Origin of the sequence: Proteus sp. G2609 (assembly GCF_963896135.1) — a bacterium.
Taxonomy (GTDB): Bacteria; Pseudomonadota; Gammaproteobacteria; order Enterobacterales; family Enterobacteriaceae; genus Proteus; species Proteus mirabilis.
In genome coordinates this window covers 1-20,904 of the sequence record NZ_CAWQNB010000019.1, presented here as the reverse complement: position 1 = coordinate 20,904, position 20,904 = coordinate 1, and the positions used below count along the sequence as shown (strand labels likewise).

General features: G+C 40.4%; 18 protein-coding genes. 11 read left to right on the top strand and 7 right to left on the bottom strand.

Annotation, left to right across the window (positions count from 1 at the left end):
• Window positions 1–83: 83 nt before the first annotated feature.
• The 4 genes from cydD to infA all read left to right on the top strand — a co-directional run bounded on the left by cydD (window position 84) and on the right by infA (window position 4,839).
• Window positions 84–1,853, top strand: coding sequence for a heme ABC transporter permease/ATP-binding protein CydD (cydD, locus tag AACV01_RS05150; protein WP_161682525.1), 1,770 nt, complete (start codon window positions 84–86; stop codon window positions 1,851–1,853).
• A gap of 2 nt (window positions 1,854–1,855) precedes the next feature.
• Window positions 1,856–3,607, top strand: a complete 1,752-nt coding sequence (cydC, locus tag AACV01_RS05145) for a heme ABC transporter ATP-binding protein/permease CydC (protein WP_004244562.1) — start codon at window positions 1,856–1,858, stop codon at window positions 3,605–3,607.
• Between the two features lies 1 nt (window position 3,608).
• Entirely contained in the window at window positions 3,609–4,301 is a 693-nt protein-coding gene (gene aat, locus AACV01_RS05140; protein ID WP_036932268.1) for a leucyl/phenylalanyl-tRNA--protein transferase, read from the top strand.
• A 319-nt stretch (window positions 4,302–4,620) separates the two neighbouring features.
• Window positions 4,621–4,839 (top strand): translation initiation factor IF-1, encoded by a 219-nt coding sequence (gene infA / locus AACV01_RS05135; protein WP_004244560.1) that lies wholly within the window; start codon window positions 4,621–4,623, stop codon window positions 4,837–4,839.
• Between the two features lie 119 nt (window positions 4,840–4,958).
• Here the strand turns inward: infA and clpA are convergent, their stop codons facing one another.
• Window positions 4,959–7,253, bottom strand: coding sequence for an ATP-dependent Clp protease ATP-binding subunit ClpA (gene clpA / locus AACV01_RS05130; protein ID WP_161682523.1), 2,295 nt, complete (start codon window positions 7,251–7,253; stop codon window positions 4,959–4,961).
• A 30-nt stretch (window positions 7,254–7,283) separates the two neighbouring features.
• Window positions 7,284–7,598, bottom strand: coding sequence for an ATP-dependent Clp protease adapter ClpS (gene clpS / locus AACV01_RS05125; RefSeq protein WP_004244558.1), 315 nt, complete (start codon window positions 7,596–7,598; stop codon window positions 7,284–7,286).
• A gap of 289 nt (window positions 7,599–7,887) precedes the next feature.
• Between clpS and cspD the strand changes: the two genes are divergently transcribed.
• Window positions 7,888–8,097, top strand: coding sequence for a cold shock domain-containing protein CspD (cspD, locus tag AACV01_RS05120; RefSeq protein ID WP_004244557.1), 210 nt, complete (start codon window positions 7,888–7,890; stop codon window positions 8,095–8,097).
• A 162-nt stretch (window positions 8,098–8,259) separates the two neighbouring features.
• On the opposite strand, the gene macB is transcribed toward cspD, so the two are convergent.
• From macB to AACV01_RS05105, 3 genes are all read right to left on the bottom strand, one after another.
• On the bottom strand, window positions 8,260–10,203 hold the full coding sequence (gene macB, locus AACV01_RS05115) for a macrolide ABC transporter ATP-binding protein/permease MacB (protein WP_004247615.1): 1,944 nt from the start codon (window positions 10,201–10,203) through the stop codon (window positions 8,260–8,262).
• Entirely contained in the window at window positions 10,203–11,312 is a 1,110-nt protein-coding gene (gene macA, locus AACV01_RS05110; RefSeq protein ID WP_161682521.1) for a macrolide transporter subunit MacA, read from the bottom strand. The genes macB and macA overlap by 1 nt, the downstream gene beginning before the upstream one ends.
• 141 nt (window positions 11,313–11,453) lie before the next feature.
• Window positions 11,454–13,127, bottom strand: coding sequence for an ATP-dependent nuclease (locus AACV01_RS05105; RefSeq protein ID WP_004244554.1), 1,674 nt, complete (start codon window positions 13,125–13,127; stop codon window positions 11,454–11,456).
• Between the two features lie 345 nt (window positions 13,128–13,472).
• Here AACV01_RS05105 and AACV01_RS05100 point away from each other — a divergent pair, with 345 nt between their 5' ends.
• The 6 genes from AACV01_RS05100 (at window position 13,473) to artM (ending at window position 18,877) form a co-directional block, all read left to right on the top strand.
• Window positions 13,473–14,375: a lysine exporter LysO family protein gene (locus AACV01_RS05100; protein WP_004244553.1), complete on the top strand. Its 903-nt coding sequence runs from the start codon at window positions 13,473–13,475 to the stop codon at window positions 14,373–14,375.
• 51 nt (window positions 14,376–14,426) lie between these two features.
• Window positions 14,427–15,890 carry a DUF2867 domain-containing protein gene (locus AACV01_RS05095; RefSeq protein WP_036971351.1) on the top strand — a complete coding sequence of 488 codons (1,464 nt, stop codon included), beginning with the start codon at window positions 14,427–14,429 and terminating at the stop codon, window positions 15,888–15,890.
• A gap of 106 nt (window positions 15,891–15,996) precedes the next feature.
• Window positions 15,997–16,725 (top strand): arginine ABC transporter ATP-binding protein ArtP, encoded by a 729-nt coding sequence (artP, locus tag AACV01_RS05090; RefSeq protein WP_046335166.1) that lies wholly within the window; start codon window positions 15,997–15,999, stop codon window positions 16,723–16,725.
• Between the two features lie 14 nt (window positions 16,726–16,739).
• Window positions 16,740–17,474, top strand: coding sequence for an arginine ABC transporter substrate-binding protein (artJ, locus tag AACV01_RS05085; RefSeq protein ID WP_004244550.1), 735 nt, complete (start codon window positions 16,740–16,742; stop codon window positions 17,472–17,474).
• A gap of 30 nt (window positions 17,475–17,504) precedes the next feature.
• Window positions 17,505–18,209, top strand: coding sequence for an arginine ABC transporter permease ArtQ (artQ, locus tag AACV01_RS05080; protein WP_004244549.1), 705 nt, complete (start codon window positions 17,505–17,507; stop codon window positions 18,207–18,209).
• A complete protein-coding gene (gene artM, locus AACV01_RS05075; RefSeq protein WP_004244548.1) occupies window positions 18,209–18,877 on the top strand; it encodes an arginine ABC transporter permease ArtM in 669 nt (222 codons plus the stop codon). The genes artQ and artM overlap by 1 nt, the downstream gene beginning before the upstream one ends.
• A gap of 142 nt (window positions 18,878–19,019) precedes the next feature.
• On the opposite strand, the gene rlmC is transcribed toward artM, so the two are convergent.
• Window positions 19,020–20,153, bottom strand: a complete 1,134-nt coding sequence (gene rlmC / locus AACV01_RS05070) for a 23S rRNA (uracil(747)-C(5))-methyltransferase RlmC (RefSeq protein WP_161682519.1) — start codon at window positions 20,151–20,153, stop codon at window positions 19,020–19,022.
• A 28-nt stretch (window positions 20,154–20,181) separates the two neighbouring features.
• Entirely contained in the window at window positions 20,182–20,685 is a 504-nt protein-coding gene (locus AACV01_RS05065; RefSeq protein ID WP_012367695.1) for a YbjN domain-containing protein, read from the bottom strand.
• Window positions 20,686–20,904: the final 219 nt, after the last annotated feature.

Sequence of the window (20,904 nt, the reverse complement as noted above, 5' to 3'; positions counted from 1 at the left end):
AGCTTGGTCGTTAAAGAGTAATCATTATTATTCTTGGCGTTTTTGATACTTTGTATCTCACCTGCAGATTTGAATCTTTTCTCATGGATAAAACTAAACAAAATGAATTGGTTCGATGGCTGAAACAGCAAAGTGCTCCAGCCCGCCGTTGGTTACGGCTATCAATGATTTTAGGGGTAGTCAGTGGTTTATTAATTATTGCGCAAGCATGGTTATTAGCCATTCTACTACAAGCGTTCATTATGGATGGGCTAAGTCGTGATACACATACGACTACTTTCCTTATCCTTATCAGCATCTTTATTTTACGCGCTGTCGTGATGGCGATACGCGAACGTGTAGGCTATCGCTGTGGTATGGCGGTCAGACAGCAAATTCGCAAAATAGTACTTGATAGACTTGAAGCACTAGGCCCTGTATGGGTCAAAGGCAAGCCCGCAGGAAGTTGGGCAACGATTATTCTAGAACAAATAGAAGATATGCAAGATTACTATGCGCGTTATCTACCGCAAATGTATCTCGCCTCTATTGTACCTTTGCTTATTCTTATTACCATTTTTCCTATTAATTGGGCCGCAGGATTAATTCTTTTTGTCACAGCCCCTCTTATTCCTTTATTTATGGCGTTAGTTGGCTTAGGCGCAGCAGATGCTAACCGGCGTAATTTTCTTGCCTTAGGTCGCTTAAGTGGCAACTTCCTTGATAGATTACGTGGTTTAGATACATTGCGCCTATTCAACCGTGGTGATGCAGAAGTAAAACAGATAACGGATGCAACGGAAGACTTTCGTAAGCGAACCATGGAAGTGCTACGTATGGCATTTCTCTCTTCTGGCGTATTAGAATTCTTTACCGCCGTATCCATTGCGGTCGTCGCGGTCTATTTTGGTTTTTCCTATCTTGGAGAATTGAGCTTTGGTGATTATGGGTTAGGCGTGACGTTATTTTCTGGTTTTTTAGCCCTGATCCTTGCCCCTGAGTTTTTCCAACCATTACGCGACTTAGGCACCTATTATCATGCTAAAGCACAGGCGGTAGGTGCAGCTGGCTCCTTGGTTGAGTTTTTAGAAGCTGAAGGTGAACAGCCCCAACCTACGGGTAATCAAACTATTAATACCGACCAAGGTATTGAAATAGTTGCCCAGCAATTAGAAATTTTGTCACATCAAGGAGCCAAACTGGCAGGCCCTCTTAACTTTACCATTCATCCCAAACAGCGTATTGCACTGGTCGGGCAAAGTGGCGCAGGCAAGAGCTCATTACTTAATGTATTGTTAGGTTTTTTACCTTATCGTGGCTCGTTAACCGTCAATGGTGTTGAGTTAACTCAACTCTCTCCACAGGCATGGCGACAATGTATCAGCTGGGTGGGACAAAACCCTAACTTACCAGAGCAAACCCTGCTGGATAATATTCGTTTAAGTGATCCGAACGCCAGTGAAGCGAAGATAAATCAAGCTATTGAAAAAGCTTATGTAAGTGATTTTATTAACGAATTACCGGATGGTTTAAACACCATTATTGGTGATAATGCTGCCCGTCTTTCTGTTGGTCAAGCCCAACGTATTGCGGTAGCTCGCGCCCTTTTATCACCTTGTCACTTTTTATTATTAGATGAGCCAGCAGCAAGTTTAGACTCTCACAGTGAACAGCTCGTTATGCAAGCGCTTAATGAAGCTTCATTACATCAAACGACGCTGTTGATTACCCACTTATTAGAAGAAACGATGGAATATGATCAGATTTGGGTAATGGAAAAAGGGCAAATCATTGAAACTGGGACTTATCAGTCACTCAGTCAACAACATGGTGCCTTTGCTCGTCTTCTTGCTCATCGTAAAGAGGAACTTTGATCATGAGAGTACTGCTTCCTTTTCTCGCGTTATACCGTCGTCACTGGTTTATGCTGTTACTGGGTATTTTGTTGGCAATTTTAACATTATTAGCCAGTATTGGCCTTTTAACACTTTCTGGCTGGTTCTTAGCGGGCACGTCATTAGCGGGTTTTGCGGGCATTTATAGTTTTAACTATATGTTACCCGCCGCTGGGGTACGAGGTGCGGCAATATTTCGTACTGCGGGGCGTTATTTTGAGCGTCTTGTCAGTCATGATGCCACCTTTCGTGTACTCTCACACTTGCGTGTTTTCACTTTTAAGAAAATTTTACCGCTCTCTCCTGGGGGGATCGCCCGTTTTCGTCAAGGTGAATTACTTAACCGTTTAGTGGCTGATGTTGAAACCTTAGATCACCTTTATATTCGGGTGATCTCACCGATAATTGCCGCCTTTGTGGTTATCATGACCATTATGTTTGGGCTTGGGCTTATTGATGCTCGCTTAGCAAATACGCTAGGTGGTATTATGCTCACCCTGCTGGTGGTATTACCTTTTGTATTTTATTATGCCGGAAAGCCCATTGGTCGTGATCTCACAGATCTAAGAGGGCAATATCGCACCGTACTCACCAGTATGTTACAAGGGCAAGCTGAATTAACAATTTTTGGCGCCCTTCCCCGCTTTAGACAAAATTTAGCGCAACTTGAAGCACGCTGGCTGCGCCGTCAAGCACAACAAGCTAACTTAACTGGTTTATCTCAATCGCTAATGATTTTGGCCTCGGGATTAACCGCCACACTGATTTTATGGTTAGCTGCCGATGGTATTGATGCCCACTTTATGCCAGAAGCACTCATCGCTCTCTTTACTTTCTGTGCATTAGCGGCATTTGAATCGCTCGGCCCGGTGACTGTCGCATTTCAACATTTAGGGCAAGTCATGACATCGGCTACGCGTATTACGCATTTAATTGAGCAACAACCCGATGTCACCTTCCCAGCCCAAGGGGGAGAGATAAAACCGAGCGCCTCATTAACACTACGGGATGTCTGCTTTACCTATCCTAATCAACCCATGCCTGTGATCAATCATGTTGATCTCACCATTGAAGCAGGACAACATGTGGCATTACTCGGTAAAACGGGTTGTGGTAAATCAACACTCTTACAATTAGTCAATCGCGCATTCGATCCCTCTCAGGGCGTGATCACATTAAATCATTTATCTCTTGCTGATTATGATGAAGCGACATTACGTTCAATGATGTCTGTTGTACCTCAACGTGTGCATGTTTTTAGCCATACTTTAAGAGAGAACTTAATTATGGCAAAAGAAGATGCGACAGATGAAGAGCTTACTCATGTTCTACGCCAAGTTGGTCTTGAACAACTGGTCGAAAATGATGAAGGTTTAAATGCATGGATGGGTGATGGTGGAAGACAGCTTTCTGGAGGCGAACAACGACGTTTAGGGCTGGCAAGAGCCATACTCCATAATGCACCACTAATTTTACTTGATGAGCCAACAGAAGGTCTTGATGCAGATACAGAGCAACAGATCCTCGCGCTATTACAGCAACATTGCCAAGGAAAAGCGGTATTAATGATCACCCACCGACTTTCTGGGCTAGATAAAATGGATAAAATTTGTGTGATGGATGGCGGTCATATTGTCGAAACCGGCACGCATCGTCAGTTATTACAACAGCAAGGTCAGTATGCTAAATTTCATCAAAGACAAGCATTGTTAATGCCACATGATGAGGCGTAATATGCCGTTGTTTCAATTAGATGAACACGATGTGACTTTTCCTGCCCCCCATTTGGCTTTAAAAGAGCCAAGTGGGTTATTGGCAATTGGCGGCGATATTTCCCCTGCTCGTTTGAAAGAGGCTTATCAAACGGGAATTTTCCCTTGGTATACACCCCATGAAACGCCGTTATGGTGGTCACCCGATCCCCGAGCTGTCTTACCCGCAGGAACATTGCATATTGGTCGTACGTTACGTAAGTTTTTACGCCAAGCGCCTTATACCATCACCTTAAATCAGGCATTCTCTGATGTCATTGAGGCCTGTAGTGTACGTAATGAGGGAACTTGGATAGGCCCTGATATAAAAACCGGCTATCGGGCATTGCACCAACAAGGAGAAGCCCATTCTGTAGAAGTTTGGGAGGGCGACGAATTGGTCGGTGGTTTATATGGGGTTAACGTTGGTGCCGTTTTCTGCGGTGAATCAATGTTTAGTCGTCGAAATAATGCTTCTAAATGTGCCTTTGTTGCTTTTTATAACCATTTTCTGCGTTATGGGGGTCAACTATTTGATTGCCAAGTGTTAAACTCTCATACGGCAGCATTAGGTGCGATAGAAATTGCCAGAGATCGCTATTTAGAGGCGCTATCTCGTTGGAAAAAGGTGATTATTGATAAAAAGTGTTGGTATCAGCAATCGTTGGAATTATAATCACCACTCGTTTTTGTAAAGCCCATCAGATTTTAAATAGAATTTCACTGCTGTGGTCTATACAAAAATTCATCTTGCACATCCAAAGTGTGGTTTGGATGTTGTTATTTTATTGCAATAAATACCGCACAATAAAGAATTATGACTTGTGTTATTAACCTTGTTTTTCAGCAACTAAAACACAAGTAACGGTAAGGAATATTAACTTGTTAGCAAAGCAAACATCTTTGTTAACCAATAACATTCCTTTACATAGGACAATATTTTCGGCATTATCTTGCCGTTTAAAAAATATGGTTATTAAAACTTAGAGGATTAGATGGCCAAAGAAGACAACATTGAAATGCAAGGCACTGTACTGGATACTCTGCCAAACACGATGTTCCGTGTAGAATTAGAAAACGGACACGTCGTTACCGCTCATATTTCAGGAAAAATGCGTAAAAACTATATTCGTATCCTGACAGGCGACAAGGTTACCGTTGAGCTGACCCCATATGACCTGAGCAAAGGCCGTATCATCTTCCGTAGCCGTTGATCCCAATCCATTCTCTCCCGCAATATCATCATTTCGGGTGAAAAAAAACACCACAGGCAAAGCATGAATTGATGCTGACCTGTGGTGTCTGCTTTTTAGCCTAAGATAAACCGCTATTATTAAATAACGGTATCTTCTTTTTTAGCCAATTTTTCTTGGCTAGTAAATTGGTACTGTAATTTATTTTCTTGGTCATTTAAGGTCACAGAAACCGATCCGCCATTAACTAACGAGCCAAACAGAATTTCATTGGCTAATGGTTTTTTCAGATTTTCTTGAATTACGCGCGCCATAGGTCTTGCTCCCATTGCTTTATCGTAACCTTTATCACTTAGCCATTGGCGAGCTTCTTGACTTACCTCTAGCGATACCCCTTTATCATCCAATTGAGCTTGTAACTCGACAATAAATTTATCAACCACCATAGCAATAATATCGGCTGATAGCGCATTAAACCAAATAATGCCATCCAAACGGTTACGAAACTCTGGGGAAAACGCTTTTTTGATTTCAACCATGGCATCAGTGCTATGATCTTGTTCAGTAAACCCTATCGATTTACGTTGCGTTTCATGAACACCCGCATTGGTTGTCATCACCAAAATCACATTACGAAAATCAGCTTTACGGCCATTATTATCAGTAAGTGTTCCGTTATCCATCACTTGTAGCAGAATGTTAAACACATCGGGATGTGCTTTTTCAATCTCATCAAGTAACACTACAGAATAAGGGTTTTTAATCACCGCATCTGTGAGTAATCCACCTTGATCAAAACCAACATAACCAGGAGGTGCCCCAATTAAACGGCTTACCGTATGTCGTTCCATATATTCAGACATATCAAAGCGCAGTAGCTTAATATTAAGCGCTTTCGCCAACTGGACCGTTACTTCTGTTTTACCCACCCCAGTTGGTCCGGCGAATAAGAAAGAGCCAACCGGCTTATTCTCTTGCCCTAAACCTGCTCGGCTCATTTTGATAGATTCAGCCAAGGCATGAATAGCTTGATCTTGACCGAACACCAACATTTTTAATTGGTTATCCAGATTTTTTAGCATTGACTTATCACTGCTAGAAACCGTTTTTTCTGGAATACGGGCAATTTTTGCTACTACCGATTCAATATCAGAGACATTAATCGTCTTTTTACGTTTACTTGGTGCAATTAAACGGGTTTTCGCACCGGCTTCATCAATAACATCAATGGCTTTATCAGGAAGGTGTCTATCAGTAATGTATTTAACCGATAAATCAACAGCTGCCTGAATGGCCTTATTGGTATAACGCACATCGTGATGTACTTCATACTTCTGACGCAATCCCTTAATAATCAATACGGTTTCATCTGCCGAAGGCTCAATTACATCAATTTTTTGGAAACGACGAGCCAAGGCGCGATCTTTTTCAAAGATCTGACTAAATTCTTGATAAGTGGTTGAACCAATCACACGAATACGACCACTTGATAATAGTGGTTTAATTAAGTTAGCGGCATCAACTTGTCCACCAGAGGCGGCACCAGCACCAATGATGGTATGAATTTCATCGATAAATAAGATACTTTTTTCATCTTTTTCAAGTGTTTTCAATAACGCTTTAAAGCGTTTTTCGAAATCACCACGATATTTGGTTCCTGCTAATAAAGATCCAATATCAAGAGAATAGAGCGTACAGCCTTTCATCACATCAGGCACATCATTTTGTTCAATACGCCATGCGAGCCCTTCTGCAATTGCCGTTTTACCGACACCCGATTCACCGACCAGTAATGGGTTATTTTTACGTCGACGACATAAGACTTGTATCGTTCTTTCTAATTCCGCTTGACGGCCGATAAGTGGATCAATTTTACCCTGACGCGCCAACTGGTTTAAGTTAGTGGTAAAATTATCCATGCGATCATCGCCTTGTGGCATCTCTTGTTGAGATTGTGCATTTATATCGCCCATATCAGACTGATCATCACTGTTTTGTTGATCATCTTTTAAAATGCCATGAGAGATAAAATTAACCACATCAAGACGGCTAACATCATGTTTACGTAGTAGATAAGCGGCGTGAGACTCTTGCTCACTAAAAATCGCCACTAGCACATTGGCACCGGAAACTTCATTTTTACCTGAAGATTGCACATGGAACACAGCACGTTGTAATACACGTTGGAAACTCAAGGTTGGCTGTGTTTCTCTATCGACATGCTCGGGTAAAATAGGTGTCGTTTTACGAATAAAGATTTCAAGCTCTTCGCGTAAGACTGCTAAATCGACTTTACAAGCTTCCAATGCTTCACGCGCCGATTTGTTACTTAATAGCGCCAGCAACAGGTGCTCTACAGTCATAAATTCGTGTCTGTTATCACGGGCTTTCGCGAATGCAATGTTAAGACTAAGCTCTAATTCGTGATTAAGCATAAGCACCTCCTCCTTAAAAGACTCACCGGACTACGCTTTTTCCAGTGTACACAAAAGTGGATGGCCATTTTCTCTGGCGTATTGATTCACTTGTGCAACTTTAGTTTCAGCGATATCCGCACTATAGACACCACACACTCCCTTCCCTTTATGATGAACGTCCAACATAATTTGTGTGGCTTTTTCTTCGTTAAGAAAAAAATACATTGTTAATACTTCTACAACAAAATCCATGGGGGTGTAATCATCATTATTCAAGATCACCTTATACATCGCAGGTGGCTCATTTAACTGAGAGACCTTCTCCCCTAGTGTAGTTTCTGTTAAAAAATCAAACTGACCCATTGTTATGTGTTACTCATTGGTTTGTTAAACGTCACGACTCACTATGACATTCAGTTTACCATCTCATAGGAAAGTCTGCCTATCAACGGTTTTTTATTAACTCTTTTTCTACCAAAATAAATAACAAAGCGTTAGCTACATCAAAGTTTCACCTACTCGGAACATTTTCTTGCTCATCTCCCCCTTGACGATTGAAACAATTAATTAGAGTATGTTTTATGAACAGCTCAGTAAATATACTGAAAGTAATGTTAAGTAAATAAAGACAAGTATATGAGAGAAGCTAAGTATGGAGACAGGTACAGTTAAGTGGTTTAACAACGCTAAGGGTTTTGGTTTCATTACCCCTGCCGCAGGTGGCGAAGATATTTTTGCCCATTATTCATCAATAAGAATGGAAGGCTACCGCACACTGAAAGCGGGTCAGAAAGTTAATTATAGCACAATAAAAGGACCTAAAGGGGATCATGCTGATCTTATCATTCCTATTATCGAATAATGGTTAAGTAAGTATAATGTGGATAATATTTTATCCGCTCTCGCCCCTTATTTCGTCCATTTTCACACTTTAAACAGAAAATGACGCTCACATTATCATACCAATAAAAGCCCTTATCTTTTGAAAGATAGGGCTTTTGATCTTTTATAGACTACCGCTATTTTACTCTCTCGCTAAGGCATCAATAGGGTTCATTTTGGCCGCATTTCTCGCCGGTAAAAAACCAAAAATAACCCCAATTGCTGTAGAGCAAGCAAAAGCGCTTATCAGTGCCGTGGGCTGGAAAACAAAATGCCAATTGGGTAGCATCATGCTGGCAAACATAGCAATCGCAAATGAAAGGCTAATACCTAATAATCCTCCCACCAAACACACCAGTACTGACTCAATTAAAAATTGTTGCATAACATCGCTGGCTCGTGCACCTACCGCCATACGAATACCAATTTCTCGGGTTCTTTCTGTAACAGAAACCAACATGATATTCATCACGCCGATGCCGCCTACCACCAGCGAAATAACCGCCACCAAGGTTAAAAACAGTTGCATAGTTTGCGTGGTTTTTTCAGCCGCTTTAATAAAACTATCAATGTTATAAGTAAAAATATCTTTTTTACCATGCCGGATCGTTAATAAGCGGAGAATTTGTTGCTCAGCAACACTCGCATCATAGCCCTCTTTTACTTTTACCGTGATGTTATCTAAATAACTACGGTTATAAATTCGACTACTTAGCGTACTGTAAGGCACCCAGACACGTAATGACTTATTATCACCAAAAGTGGATTTTTGCTCTGCAACCACCCCTATGATAGTAGAAGGAATATTACGGATAATAATTTGCTCGCCAATCACCGCTTGTTTATTCGGGAAAAAACGATGACGAGTATTTTCATCAATAACGACTACTTGCGCTTGGCGATGGATCATATCAGGCGTAAAAGTGCTCCCCTGTGCAAATTTCAACGCATACACTGAAAAATAATCCTCGTTAACACCAGAAACTGTTGCCGGCGCATCTTGATTACCACGACGTAATCGAGAGCTAAAGTAAATCTGTGGTGTCACTGATTGTATATAAGATTGCTGTTTTAACGCATCAACATCTTGAATGGTTAAGGATTGTTTATCTTCTGGTGAATCACTACCAAGCTCCTTACCCGGATAGATATCAATGGTATTGGCGCCAATCGCTTTTATATCTGCTAAGACCCTATCTTTGGCAGCATCACCAATAACAATAATGGTGACAACAGAGGCAATGCCAATAATGATCCCCAACATTGTCAGCAAGGTACGAATTTTATTCACCACCATTGCTCGCCAAGCCATGTTTAATGCCTGCGTAAAACGCCCAATGACTTGATGAAAATAAGAGGCGGTTTGGATCGCAGGTGGTGCCTTTTTCACTGGTACAGAATGGTGATTATTATTATCGCTAATAATTTGACCATCTTTAATTTCAATAATACGATCGGCTTGTTGGGCAATTAATGGATCGTGAGTGACAATAATCACCGTATGCCCTTGTTGATTTAATTGCTTTAAGATAGCCATTACCTCTTTACCCGATTGGCTATCTAATGCCCCTGTTGGCTCATCGGCGAGGATCACTTCTCCGCCATTCATTAATGCACGGGCAATACTGACTCTTTGCTGTTGACCTCCGGAAAGCTGACTTGGTCGATAGTGAATACGCTCTGCTAAACCAAGGCGAGTTAATAGCGCACGGGCGCGCTCTTTTCTTTGCTCTGTACTTTTACCTGCATATATGGCGGGGATCTCCACATTTTGCTCAGCAGTTAAATGCGCCATCAAATGGTAGCGTTGAAAAATAAAGCCAAAATGTTCACGACGTAGCGCAGCCAGTTGGTCACTTTCCATATCTGCCACACATTGCCCAGCCACTTTATATTCACCGCTGCTTGGCTTATCTAGGCAACCTAATATGTTCATTAGCGTTGATTTCCCAGAGCCTGATGCACCAATAATCGCGACCATTTCCCCAGCATTAATCGTCAGTGAAATCTGATCTAGTACCACCGTGTCTTCTTCACCATTGGTATATAAACGGCTTACGTTGTTGAGCTCTAGTAATGCAGACATTATGACTCTCCTGCAATCTCACCGAGGATCACGTCATCATTTTCATTTAATCCACTAATGACTTCTGCATAAACATCTGTACGAATACCGATTTTAACTACGCGTTTTTCAGGCTGCCCATTGACGAGAACCTCTACTTGATATTCATTTATGCCTACATTTTCCCCTAATGCTGACAATGGCACTAAGAGAATATCTTTTTTATGCTCAAGGAGAATTTTAACTTGTGCTGTCATTTGTAAACGCAACAAATGTTGTTCATTGGGGACTTCAAAACGTGCATAGTAAAAAATCGCATCATTGATTTTTTCAGGTGTAGGTAAAATATCTTTTAACTTACCATTGAAGGCTTTGTCTGGTGCTCCTAACACAGTAAAAGAGGCTTTAAGATCGGGTTTTAAATAGATAACATCCGCCTCAGAAACTTCGGCTTTTACTAACATGGTATCTAAATCAGCTAATGTTAATATGGTTGGTGCTTCTTGAGCTGCAATGACTGTCTGCCCTTCAAGGGTTTTGATAAAAGTGACCACACCATCCATCGGCGCAGTAATACGGGTATATTGCAAATTAGTTCTTGCGGTATCCAGTGTTGCCTGATTTTTTCTAATTTGTGCTTCATAAGTCGCCACTCGCGCTTTTTTGACTTCAACGTCTGTTTTAGTGCGATCAAGCTCTTCTTGGGCTATAACATGTGTGCCAATCAGCTTTAATTGACGTTGATAAGTCAATTGCGCCAAACGTAATTCGGCTTTAGCTTGCTGTAAATTAGCCGTCAGTTCATTATTAGTTTCTTGAGATTCCGCGACCTCATTTTGTGCTTTTTTCGGATCAATAATCGCCAGCAGATCGCCTTTTTTTACTACATCCCCTTCTTTTACATATAAAGTTTGTAGCTGACCACTCACCTGCGCACCAACATCGACTTTACGTACCGCATCTAATTTGCCTGTTGCTGTTACTTCTTTGGAAAGCTCCCCACGAGTAATTTTTTGTGTTTGATAACTAGGTAAATGCTCTTTCGGCCAGAAAAAAAATAAGCCTATGGCAATAAAAATCAAAATAGCAGCTATAATCTTCCCTTGCTTTTTAGTTAGGAAAAAAGCCATGAAATATCCTTCTTATACAATAAGAGTGAAATAAAAAATAAAGTCCTGTTGGTAATAACCTAAAATCACCCTTAACTTTTTCGATAATAAAAACACAATAAGATATCTATGCCCCTATAAATAGAAGCATAGAAAAATGACTTAATTGGCTTTTCCTCTCGCAAGCCATGCTACCCGAGAAAACATCACCTTTAATAAAGTAGGAATAGCATCAATACCTCGTTGTGCAGCATTATTAGCAACCGTTAAGGCAAGATCAGGCTTTGATGAACGTTGTATCGCTTTTATGATCACACGTCTTACTGGCCATTTTTCATTATCAGGAACACCCGCAACCTCATGATAGACATTGCGAAAACCTTCTTTATATAAATAGTGTTCCATATCTAATGCTGGCAACCGTGTTAATCGGTCACGCTCCGCATCATTTCTTTTTGCGGCAAATTCTTTAACGGTGGCGGCGTATTTTTTACCCGCCTCATCGCCATCAACCAACGTATGCCATTCTATACCCATATAGGTAGCATACTTTAACAGTGGCTTAAGTCCGCACTGCGCAAACTCAATGACTTTGATCCCTTCAGATTCAAAGAAGTAGTTACATTGTCTGGCTAATTCGTTCATTAGCCAGATTTCCGTTTCCCCTTCGACCAATAACCAACAACGAGCAAAGAGTGCAGAAGGTCGGTTATAACGAATATGAAAAGAGATACGACGCTCTTCTTCTGCATGAAGTTGTTTGTCGCCAAGTCGATAAGCGGCAACTTTATCTGTATCACGTACTAATCGACAAACACTTTGTAGTGGTGCTAAGGAGAGTAACTCCCCTGAATTGGTTGTCGTAATGCGTTGCAAAGAAAAGAGATTTAATAATCCCCATGCCACAGAAAGCATAATAGGGTGTAAGCGAGTTTCAGGGTTTTCTACAATCACTATCGGTCTTGCATAAGGATCAAGTTCGACACTGCCTCGTGACTGTAGAATAGAAGAGAACATACCTAAAATAATTAAGCGGATATTGCGCTGATTAGGTTTCGCTAAAATCTTATTAATATTTTCTAGTGCATGCCATCCTCGAATATGTGGCTCACTGACTTTGCGATGTTTCAAATGAGATTTAAACAGTAGCGCACCGTGATCAGCAAAATAGTGTCCTAATAACTGTTGCATTGCATCTAACCCTTCACGTAAATCTTCATCTGATAAATTGTCTGGGTTATTAATTAATGCTTTCGTTAATTCACTCATCTTATTATTAAATGCTTCACGATGAGGCTCATTATGAGAGTCAATAACTTCTGTTGTTAAATTAGGTATAAAACGCGCATCCTGTAAGCGCAATACTGGATAAAGGCGCACAATTTCAGCAATAATCGCTTTGGTCTGTCCATTCGCTAAACGGATCTGTTTACCTTCTTTATCCAGAAAATAACGAAAGGTTTTGACATTTTGCTGCTCATCTAATTCTGCACTAATACGGTAATAAATATGCTTACGAGCGTCCCCATTAGCTATCCATACGGGTGCTAATTTACGAAAACGATACGAGCGATGACGACCTGGACGTGATTCGGTAAAAGTCAGAATAATTTGTAGGTTTTTTTTACTGTTTTCTGGCTCATTAGGTAAACGATGAAAATCTTCTGCTGTAAAAGCATATTGATAAGTTTCGATCCCCAAACTCAAGGTTAACGCATCAAGTAATGAAGTTTTACCCCATGCATTTTCGCCAACCAAAACCGTATTCATATCAAGGGGGAGAGAAAGGCGATTAAGCCCCCGAAATCCTGCTATTTCCACTCTTTCTAAATACATAAATTCCCTCTCAGGTCGCAACTCAGTTGTTATGGTTCATCTATTGCATCTCTATCAACTTTATACGCTTTCTGATAATAATTTTACTTAATGACTTATTTTTATTAAAACACAGTTCCTCATAAGCGTAATAAAATTTACTCAACTATTCGACACATAACTAATTAGCTCATTTTTCAAACAATTAAGGCTATATTAATCAGATCGTGCTAGGCTCTTCTTCTGTAATAAAAATTTTCAACTTATCGCGGTTTCTATATCCACATAACTATTAGCAAATGTTATAATACAATTCGCGTTATTAGTTTATTTTATAATTTTGACAACACTCAGTAAGGAATAGAAATGCTATCAGGGTTATTGATTATCCTATTGCCCCTGTTTATAGGGTATTTGATTAAGTTAAACAATCGCCCTTTGCTTCAATTGGCTAACCGTTTACTTAGTGCAATGGTCTATGTGATCCTCTTTTTAATGGGGGTTAGCTTAGCCATGTTAGATAATATTGGTGAAAATTTATTTTCTATCCTTGCCTATGCCAGTGTCTTCTTTATCTGTACTTTTGGTGCCAATCTGCTGTTTTTATGGTTGCTGGATAAAAAAGATCCCTGGCATGTCCCTGCACATAAACAAGCTAAGCCCCCTTCACGTATCAAAATGGTACTCGAATCACTACAACTTTGTGGTGTAGTGGTAGTAGGTTTTTTTGTCGGTTTAACCGGATGGTCAATTTTTGGTTATGCATCTCAAGCCAGTCAAGGCGCACTTATCTTTTTATTATGGCTTGTTGGTCTACAATTACGTAATAGTGGCATGAGTCCAAAGCAGATCTTAATTAATCGTCGCGGTACTACCATTGCAATAGTGATGGCAATAAGTGCCCTTGCAGGTGGTGCATTAGCGGCTTATTTACTCGGATTACCCACAAAAATGGGATTAGCGATAGCCTCTGGTTATGGTTGGTATTCTTTATCGGGGATCGTATTAACCGATGCGTTTGGCCCGGTAATTGGTAGTACCGCTTTCTTTAATGACTTAATGCGTGAATTAGCCGCCATCATGCTAATTCCCATTATTGTTAATCGTTATAGAAATACGGCATTAGGTATTTGTGGTTCAACTTCTATGGACTTTACGCTACCTGTATTACAACGCAGCGGAGGGGTTGCCATAGTTCCTGCTGCAATTGTGCATGGTTTCGTATTAAGTTTGGTCACACCAATCTTAATGGCGTTCTTTACTTCATAGAAAATTTTGTAACAATAGTATTATTACGTCTTTTCTTACAGTGGGTTAACGATGAATCAACAGCGTGTATTGGTATTAGGTGCCAGTGGACATATTGGACAAAATCTTATTCCTGCCTTAATAGCACAAGGCCATCAAGTCACCGCCGGAGCTCGTAGAGTCGATTGGATGATGTCGCAAGGGTGGCAAAATACACGCTGTGTATTTGTTGATTTACACGATCCCAAAACATTACGAGATGTCATCCGTAATACGGATATTGTGTATTACCTTGTGCACAGTATGGGAGATGCCCATAACCTTATCGAACAAGAGCGCCAAGCGGCATTGAACGTCGTCGATGCTTTAGAAGAGAGTGACGTTAAACAAATTATTTTTTTAAGTGCGCTCCAACATAAAGATCAACCCTACTCTCCCCATCTTGTTGCCCGCAAGCTCACGGGAGAAGTGCTTAGAACCAGCTCTATTCCTGTGACGGAAATCCGCACCTCTATGATTGTCGGCCCCGGCTCGGCCGCTTTTGAGATCATGCGAGATATGGTATATAACTTACCGATATTAACCCCGCCACGTTGGGTGCGTTCAAAATCATCCCCTATTGCGTTAAAAAATTTAATTTACTATTTAACAGAAATTATTCATCACCCAACCCATCAACACCGCATTTTTGATGCCGGTGGCCCTGAATATATTAGCTATCAAACACTTTTTGAGCGCTTTATTAACATCTCCGGCAAAAAACGATTACTGATCCCTTTGCCTATCCCCGCCAGTATTATTTCTGCTGGGTTTATTAGCCTAATAACTTCAGTACCCACTTCAATCGCCAAGGAGCTTATCCAAGGGCTTAAATACGATCTTCCCGCTAAAGATGCCTCTTTACGCAAACTGATCCCACAAAAGTTAATTTCTTTTGATGACGCAGTCAGAGAAACACTCGCAGATGAAGAAGCGGCTTTAGATGATCAAGATTGGGGTTACTCTCCTGAAGTACGTAACCGTTGGAAACCCGGCTATGGCTATTATCCCAAAAATGCCGGATGTACAGTGTCAACACCAGCAAGTGCGGCGGCACTTTGGCATGTCGTTCAGCAAATTGGTGGTGAACAAGGTTATTTTTATGGTAATGCATTATGGAAAACGCGTGCTTTATTAGATGATCTTGTTGGCAACAAAGTCACTTATGGGCGCCCTCAGCGTGAAACGCTAGCGCTAGGTGATATGATTGATGGTTGGCGGGTAATAAAGTTAGAGCCTGAAAAACAACTGACTTTACTCTTCGGTATGAAAGCCCCCGGTTTGGGACGCCTCTCTTTTACTATTCACGATAGTGGTAACCTACGCTCATTAGATGTCCGTGCTTGGTGGCATCCTGCTGGTTTTAGTGGTTTACTCTATTGGTTTGCCATGATGCCAGCCCATTTATTTATTTTTAAAGGTATGGCTCAAACCATCTCAACTTGCGCCTATAGATTGGATAAAAATTCACCTAAAAAGCCCGAACAATCGTCCTAATATCCATTTTTAAGTAAAAAAAGCAATTTTTTATGCACTATTAGTTGCATAATTATTCTCATCGTTTTATCATTTGAAACAGTTAATGACTATTCAAAAAAAACGCATGAGTATTCAATTAAAAAATATAAATTGTTTCTACGGTTCGCACCAAGCACTCTATGATATTAATCTAGAATGTTCTGCTGGTGAAACAATGGTTCTGTTAGGACCAAGTGGTGCGGGTAAGAGCTCTCTAATGCGGGTTCTAAACTTATTAGAAATGCCTCGTTCTGGTGAATTAGACATTGCTGGTCTACATTTTGATTTTGGCCAGCAACCGAATGCGAAAGCGATTCGTACATTACGCCAAAATGTTGGCATGGTTTTTCAGCAATATAATTTATGGCCACACTTAACGGTTCTTGATAATTTAATTGAAGCACCTTGTCGTGTTTTAGGCTTGGCAAAACCGCAAGCTAAAGAAAAAGCGATGAAATTACTTGACCGTTTACGTTTAAGTGATTATGCACAACGTTTTCCACTGCATTTATCCGGTGGACAACAGCAACGTGTTGCCATTGCAAGAGCATTAATGATGGAGCCTCAGGTACTGTTATTTGATGAACCAACGGCAGCACTTGATCCAGAAATTACGGCTCAAGTTGTTGATATCATAAAAGAGCTTTCTGAAACAGGGATCACACAAGTTATTGTGACCCATGAAGTTGAAATTGCGCGCAAAGCCGCAAGCAAAGTTGTATATATGGAAAACGGCCGTATTATAGAGCAAGGTGATAATCATCATTTCACTGCCCCTCAAACGGAAGCTTTTGCTAATTACTTGTCACACTAAATCGGGATCTGACAATGAAAAAAATATTATTTGCAGCACTTCTGACCAGTATTACACTTTCTGCAACAGCGGCTGATAAAGAGACTATTCGTTTTGCTACTGAGGCAACTTATCCTCCATTTGAAATGATTGATGCAAACAATCAAATCGTTGGTTTTGATGTAGATTTAGCAAATGCCATGTGTGAAAAAATTAATGCTGAATGTACTTTTACCAATCAATCATTTGATAGCTTAATTCCTAGCTTAAAATTCCGTCGTTTTGACGCATTAATGGCGGGGATTGATATTACGCCTGAGCGTCAAAAACAGGTAGATTTTACTGATTCTTACTATGACAACTCAGCGGTCTTTATCACCGTTACAGGTAAAATTTCCGATGTTGCAAGTTTAAAAGGCAAGCAAATTGGTGTCCAAAATGGGACAACCCATCAGAAATTCATCAATGAACAACATAAAGAGATGAAAACGGTGCCTTATGACAGTTACCAAAATGCCGTGTTAGACCTAAAAAATGGTCGTATCGAGGCTATCTTTGGTGATACCGCTGTGGTTAATGAATGGCTGAAAAAGAATCCTGAATTAGGTATTGTTGGTGATAAGGTCACTGATCCTAACTATTTTGGTACAGGCCTTGCTATTGCAGTAAGAAAAGGTAATGCTGATTTACAAGATAAATTAAACAAAGCATTATCTGAAGTAAAAGCCGATGGCACCTATGATGTCATTTATAAAAAATGGTTTGAATAATTATAGTTAATAACAACAATAGCTTAATAAATGAATGAAATAACAACGCTAGCAGGTGCGACCGTGACTACGGTCACACTTGCTATTTCTGCTCTTATTATCGGATTAGTTCTAGCCATGCTGTTTACTGCGTGGGAATCCGCAAAGTGGAAAGCCTTTGCTTTTCTAGGAACTTGCTGGGTAACACTAATTAGAGGACTGCCAGAAATGCTGGTGGTTCTTTTTGTCTATTATGGCACCTTACAAGGTGTCATGATGCTCATGGATGGTATTGAATTAGGTCCTTTCACCTTACAATTTGACTTTGGTGATACTGAATCTTTACCTTTCTATTGTGGTGTTATCGCCCTTTCACTTCTGTATGCGTCTTACGCTTCACAAACTTTACGTGGTGCATTAAAAGCCGTGCCAACCGGACAGTGGGAAGCAGGACAGGCATTGGGTATGGGAAAAATCACCATTTTTTTCCGCTTTATCATGCCTCAAATGTGGCGTCACGCGTTACCCGGACTCGGTAATCAGTGGTTAGTGCTCTTAAAAGATACCGCTTTAGTCTCATTAATTAGCGTTAATGATTTAATGCTACAAACCCAGAGTATTGCCAATCGTACTCAAGAGCCTTTTACTTGGTATAGCATTGTGGCACTTATCTATTTAGCCATTACATTAGTCAGCCAATATATTCTGAAATGGTTAGAGATGAGAACGACCCGATTTGAACGGAGTGCCTCATAATGTGGGATTATATTGTTGATATTTTACCAGGCTTACCGACCAGTTTATCACTGACTTTTGTTGCGCTCCTAGTCGCCTTTACGTTATCGGTATTAATGACTTTTATTTTGGCATTAAAAGTCCCTGTTATTTCACCTATCGTAAAAGTCTATATTACATTGTTTACTGGCACACCTTTGTTAGTACAATTTTTCTTAATCTATTATGGACCCGGACAATTCCCCTCATTAAAAGAATATCCTCTGTTGTGGGAATTATTATCCACGCCTTGGTTTTGCGCCATGGTGACATTAGCATTAAATAGTGCGGCTTATTCAACACTCCTTTTCCACGGTGCAGTAAGGGCGATACCTGCTGGACAATGGCAATCCTGCCAAGCTTTAGGTATGTCGCCATTACAAACAGCGAATGTCATCTTACCTTATGCTTTCAAACGCGCCCTTTCTTCTTATTCCAATGAAGTGGTGCTGATTTTCAAGAGTACTTCTCTTGCTAGCACTATCACTTTACTTGAGCTAACCGGCTATAGCCGACAAGTCTTTGGGCAAAATTATGATGTGATGGTATTTGTTGCTGCTGGCATTATTTATTTAGCTATCAATGGAATACTGACACTGTTAATGAGATTAATTGAGAAGAAAGCCTTAGCTTTTGAACATCGTGATTAGTGCAACTTAAATCATTACACCACGTTTTTTGCTTTAAAATTAACCCCCAAAGTTGAACAATCGCTTTGGGGGTTATTAAGTTGTGCAGTTAAAATTATCAAGCGTTAACGACAATAACATGTTATTGCGATTAAATTAGCGTTTAACTTTGTTGTAAAACCAAGAGCGTCAACACTTCATAATGAGCAGTATGAGGGAACATATCAAACAGTTGCACTCTATCGATACGATAATGAGAAAGTTGTTGTATATCTTTTGCCATCGTTTGAGCATTACAACTGGAATAGAGGATAAAACGAGGCTTCATACTATTTAAATAGTCGCATAACGTTTCGCCAATACCTCGTCGTGGCGGATTAACCAGTACTAATTCAGGAACAGACTCTTTTGCTAAAGCAAAACCAGTAGAGTCCAGCGCTTGAAACTCTACATGCTCTAACCCTAATTCATTGGCGGATAAACGTGCACATTCAATCGCTTCAGGGCTAATCTCAATGCCTGTTAATTCCGTGTTTTTTTGTGCGCAATGTAAGCCAAATCCCCCTGAGCCACAAAAGAGATCCCATAACCGGTTTATCTGCAACTCTTTGACCCAATGCCCTGCCGTTGCATACAGTGACGCGGCAACATCGGGATTGGTTTGAAAAAAACCTTTCGGGCGAATATGTAACGGAATCTCATTAAAATATTCATCTAAAAAGGTTTTCTCTGTTAATACAATTTCTTGCTCACCTTCTAATATCGCCATATGGATAGGTTGGATATTCACCGAAATCACGGCTAATTGGGGTAATTGAGCCTGTAACCATGGTAATGCTTGGCGAAGTTGCGCCAGTTTTTTTTCTGAGCGCAGCACAAAACGTAGCATCATGCTGTGATTGTGGCGGCTTTCTGTTAATAAAATAAACTTTAGCTCGCCTCGACGACGTTCCACGTTATAAGGCACTAATCCTGCTTTGGCTATAAAGGTTTTTAATATTGGGAAAACCGGTTCAAAAGAAGCGGGATAGAGTGGGCATTGGCATAAATCAACACCTTCCCCCTCTGGTTTACGTAACCCTAAAATCGGTTTTTCGACACTACCACTTACCACCATTTTCGCTTTATTACGAAATTTAACTTGTTGGCTTTCTACCGGCGCTAATTGAGTAAACGCATAGTTTTTGGGCAATAAGTCTAATAGATTATGTTGTTTTTGATTAATTTGTTCGGAATAAGCAAGAGAAAGCCACCCACAAGAGTGGCAATCACCCGCACTGGAGCGTGCGCATTGCATAAGATTTTATGACCGTTATAGATAGTAATTAATGTACAGTATATGAAGAGTCTGTTGATGATGATGTTATGTCTAGATCTTCATCTTCTTCATTTTCTTGTCTTTCGCCATACAGAAAATCATTATTAAAGATCTCACTGATCACTTCTGCTGACTGCTCTTCAGCCTTATGTAAAAACAGCTCGAACTGATTAAATGATAGTCCCACAGCAATAGGTAAAGATTGGCTCAAAACTAATTTCGGTAAGTTTTCATCGCTAATTTCTAGGAACGTCTTAATAAATAGGGAACTTGCATTAATTTGACTAAGATTTGCCATAACAGGCACTATCGCTGATGGTTTTAATTCAGCAATAGCGGTAAAAACAAGCACATCATCAAGCACATCAATTTTAGCATCGAAAATACCATTGATATATTGAAGATGAGGTAAATGTAACGCCTGACAAGAGTCACATTCATAGAAAGCAATCTGTAATTCATCCAGCCAAGATTTCAGCTGATCCAGATCGATAGTAACAACAGCGTCCATTAAATAACCTTTACGCGCTAAAAATAAGAGTGCTTTTCTGCATTGATGTTATTTTGCCACTTTTTTTCACCAGAAGGCAGTAATAAATAGAAAAACGCCACAAATAAAGTCAAGTGACAAAGAGGCTAAGTCACCTAGCCTCTTTCACTCATCATCATTTGACATCCTCCACGCCCTAAAGGACGTGGATCCCTACTGCGTTCAGACTGATGTCTGAAT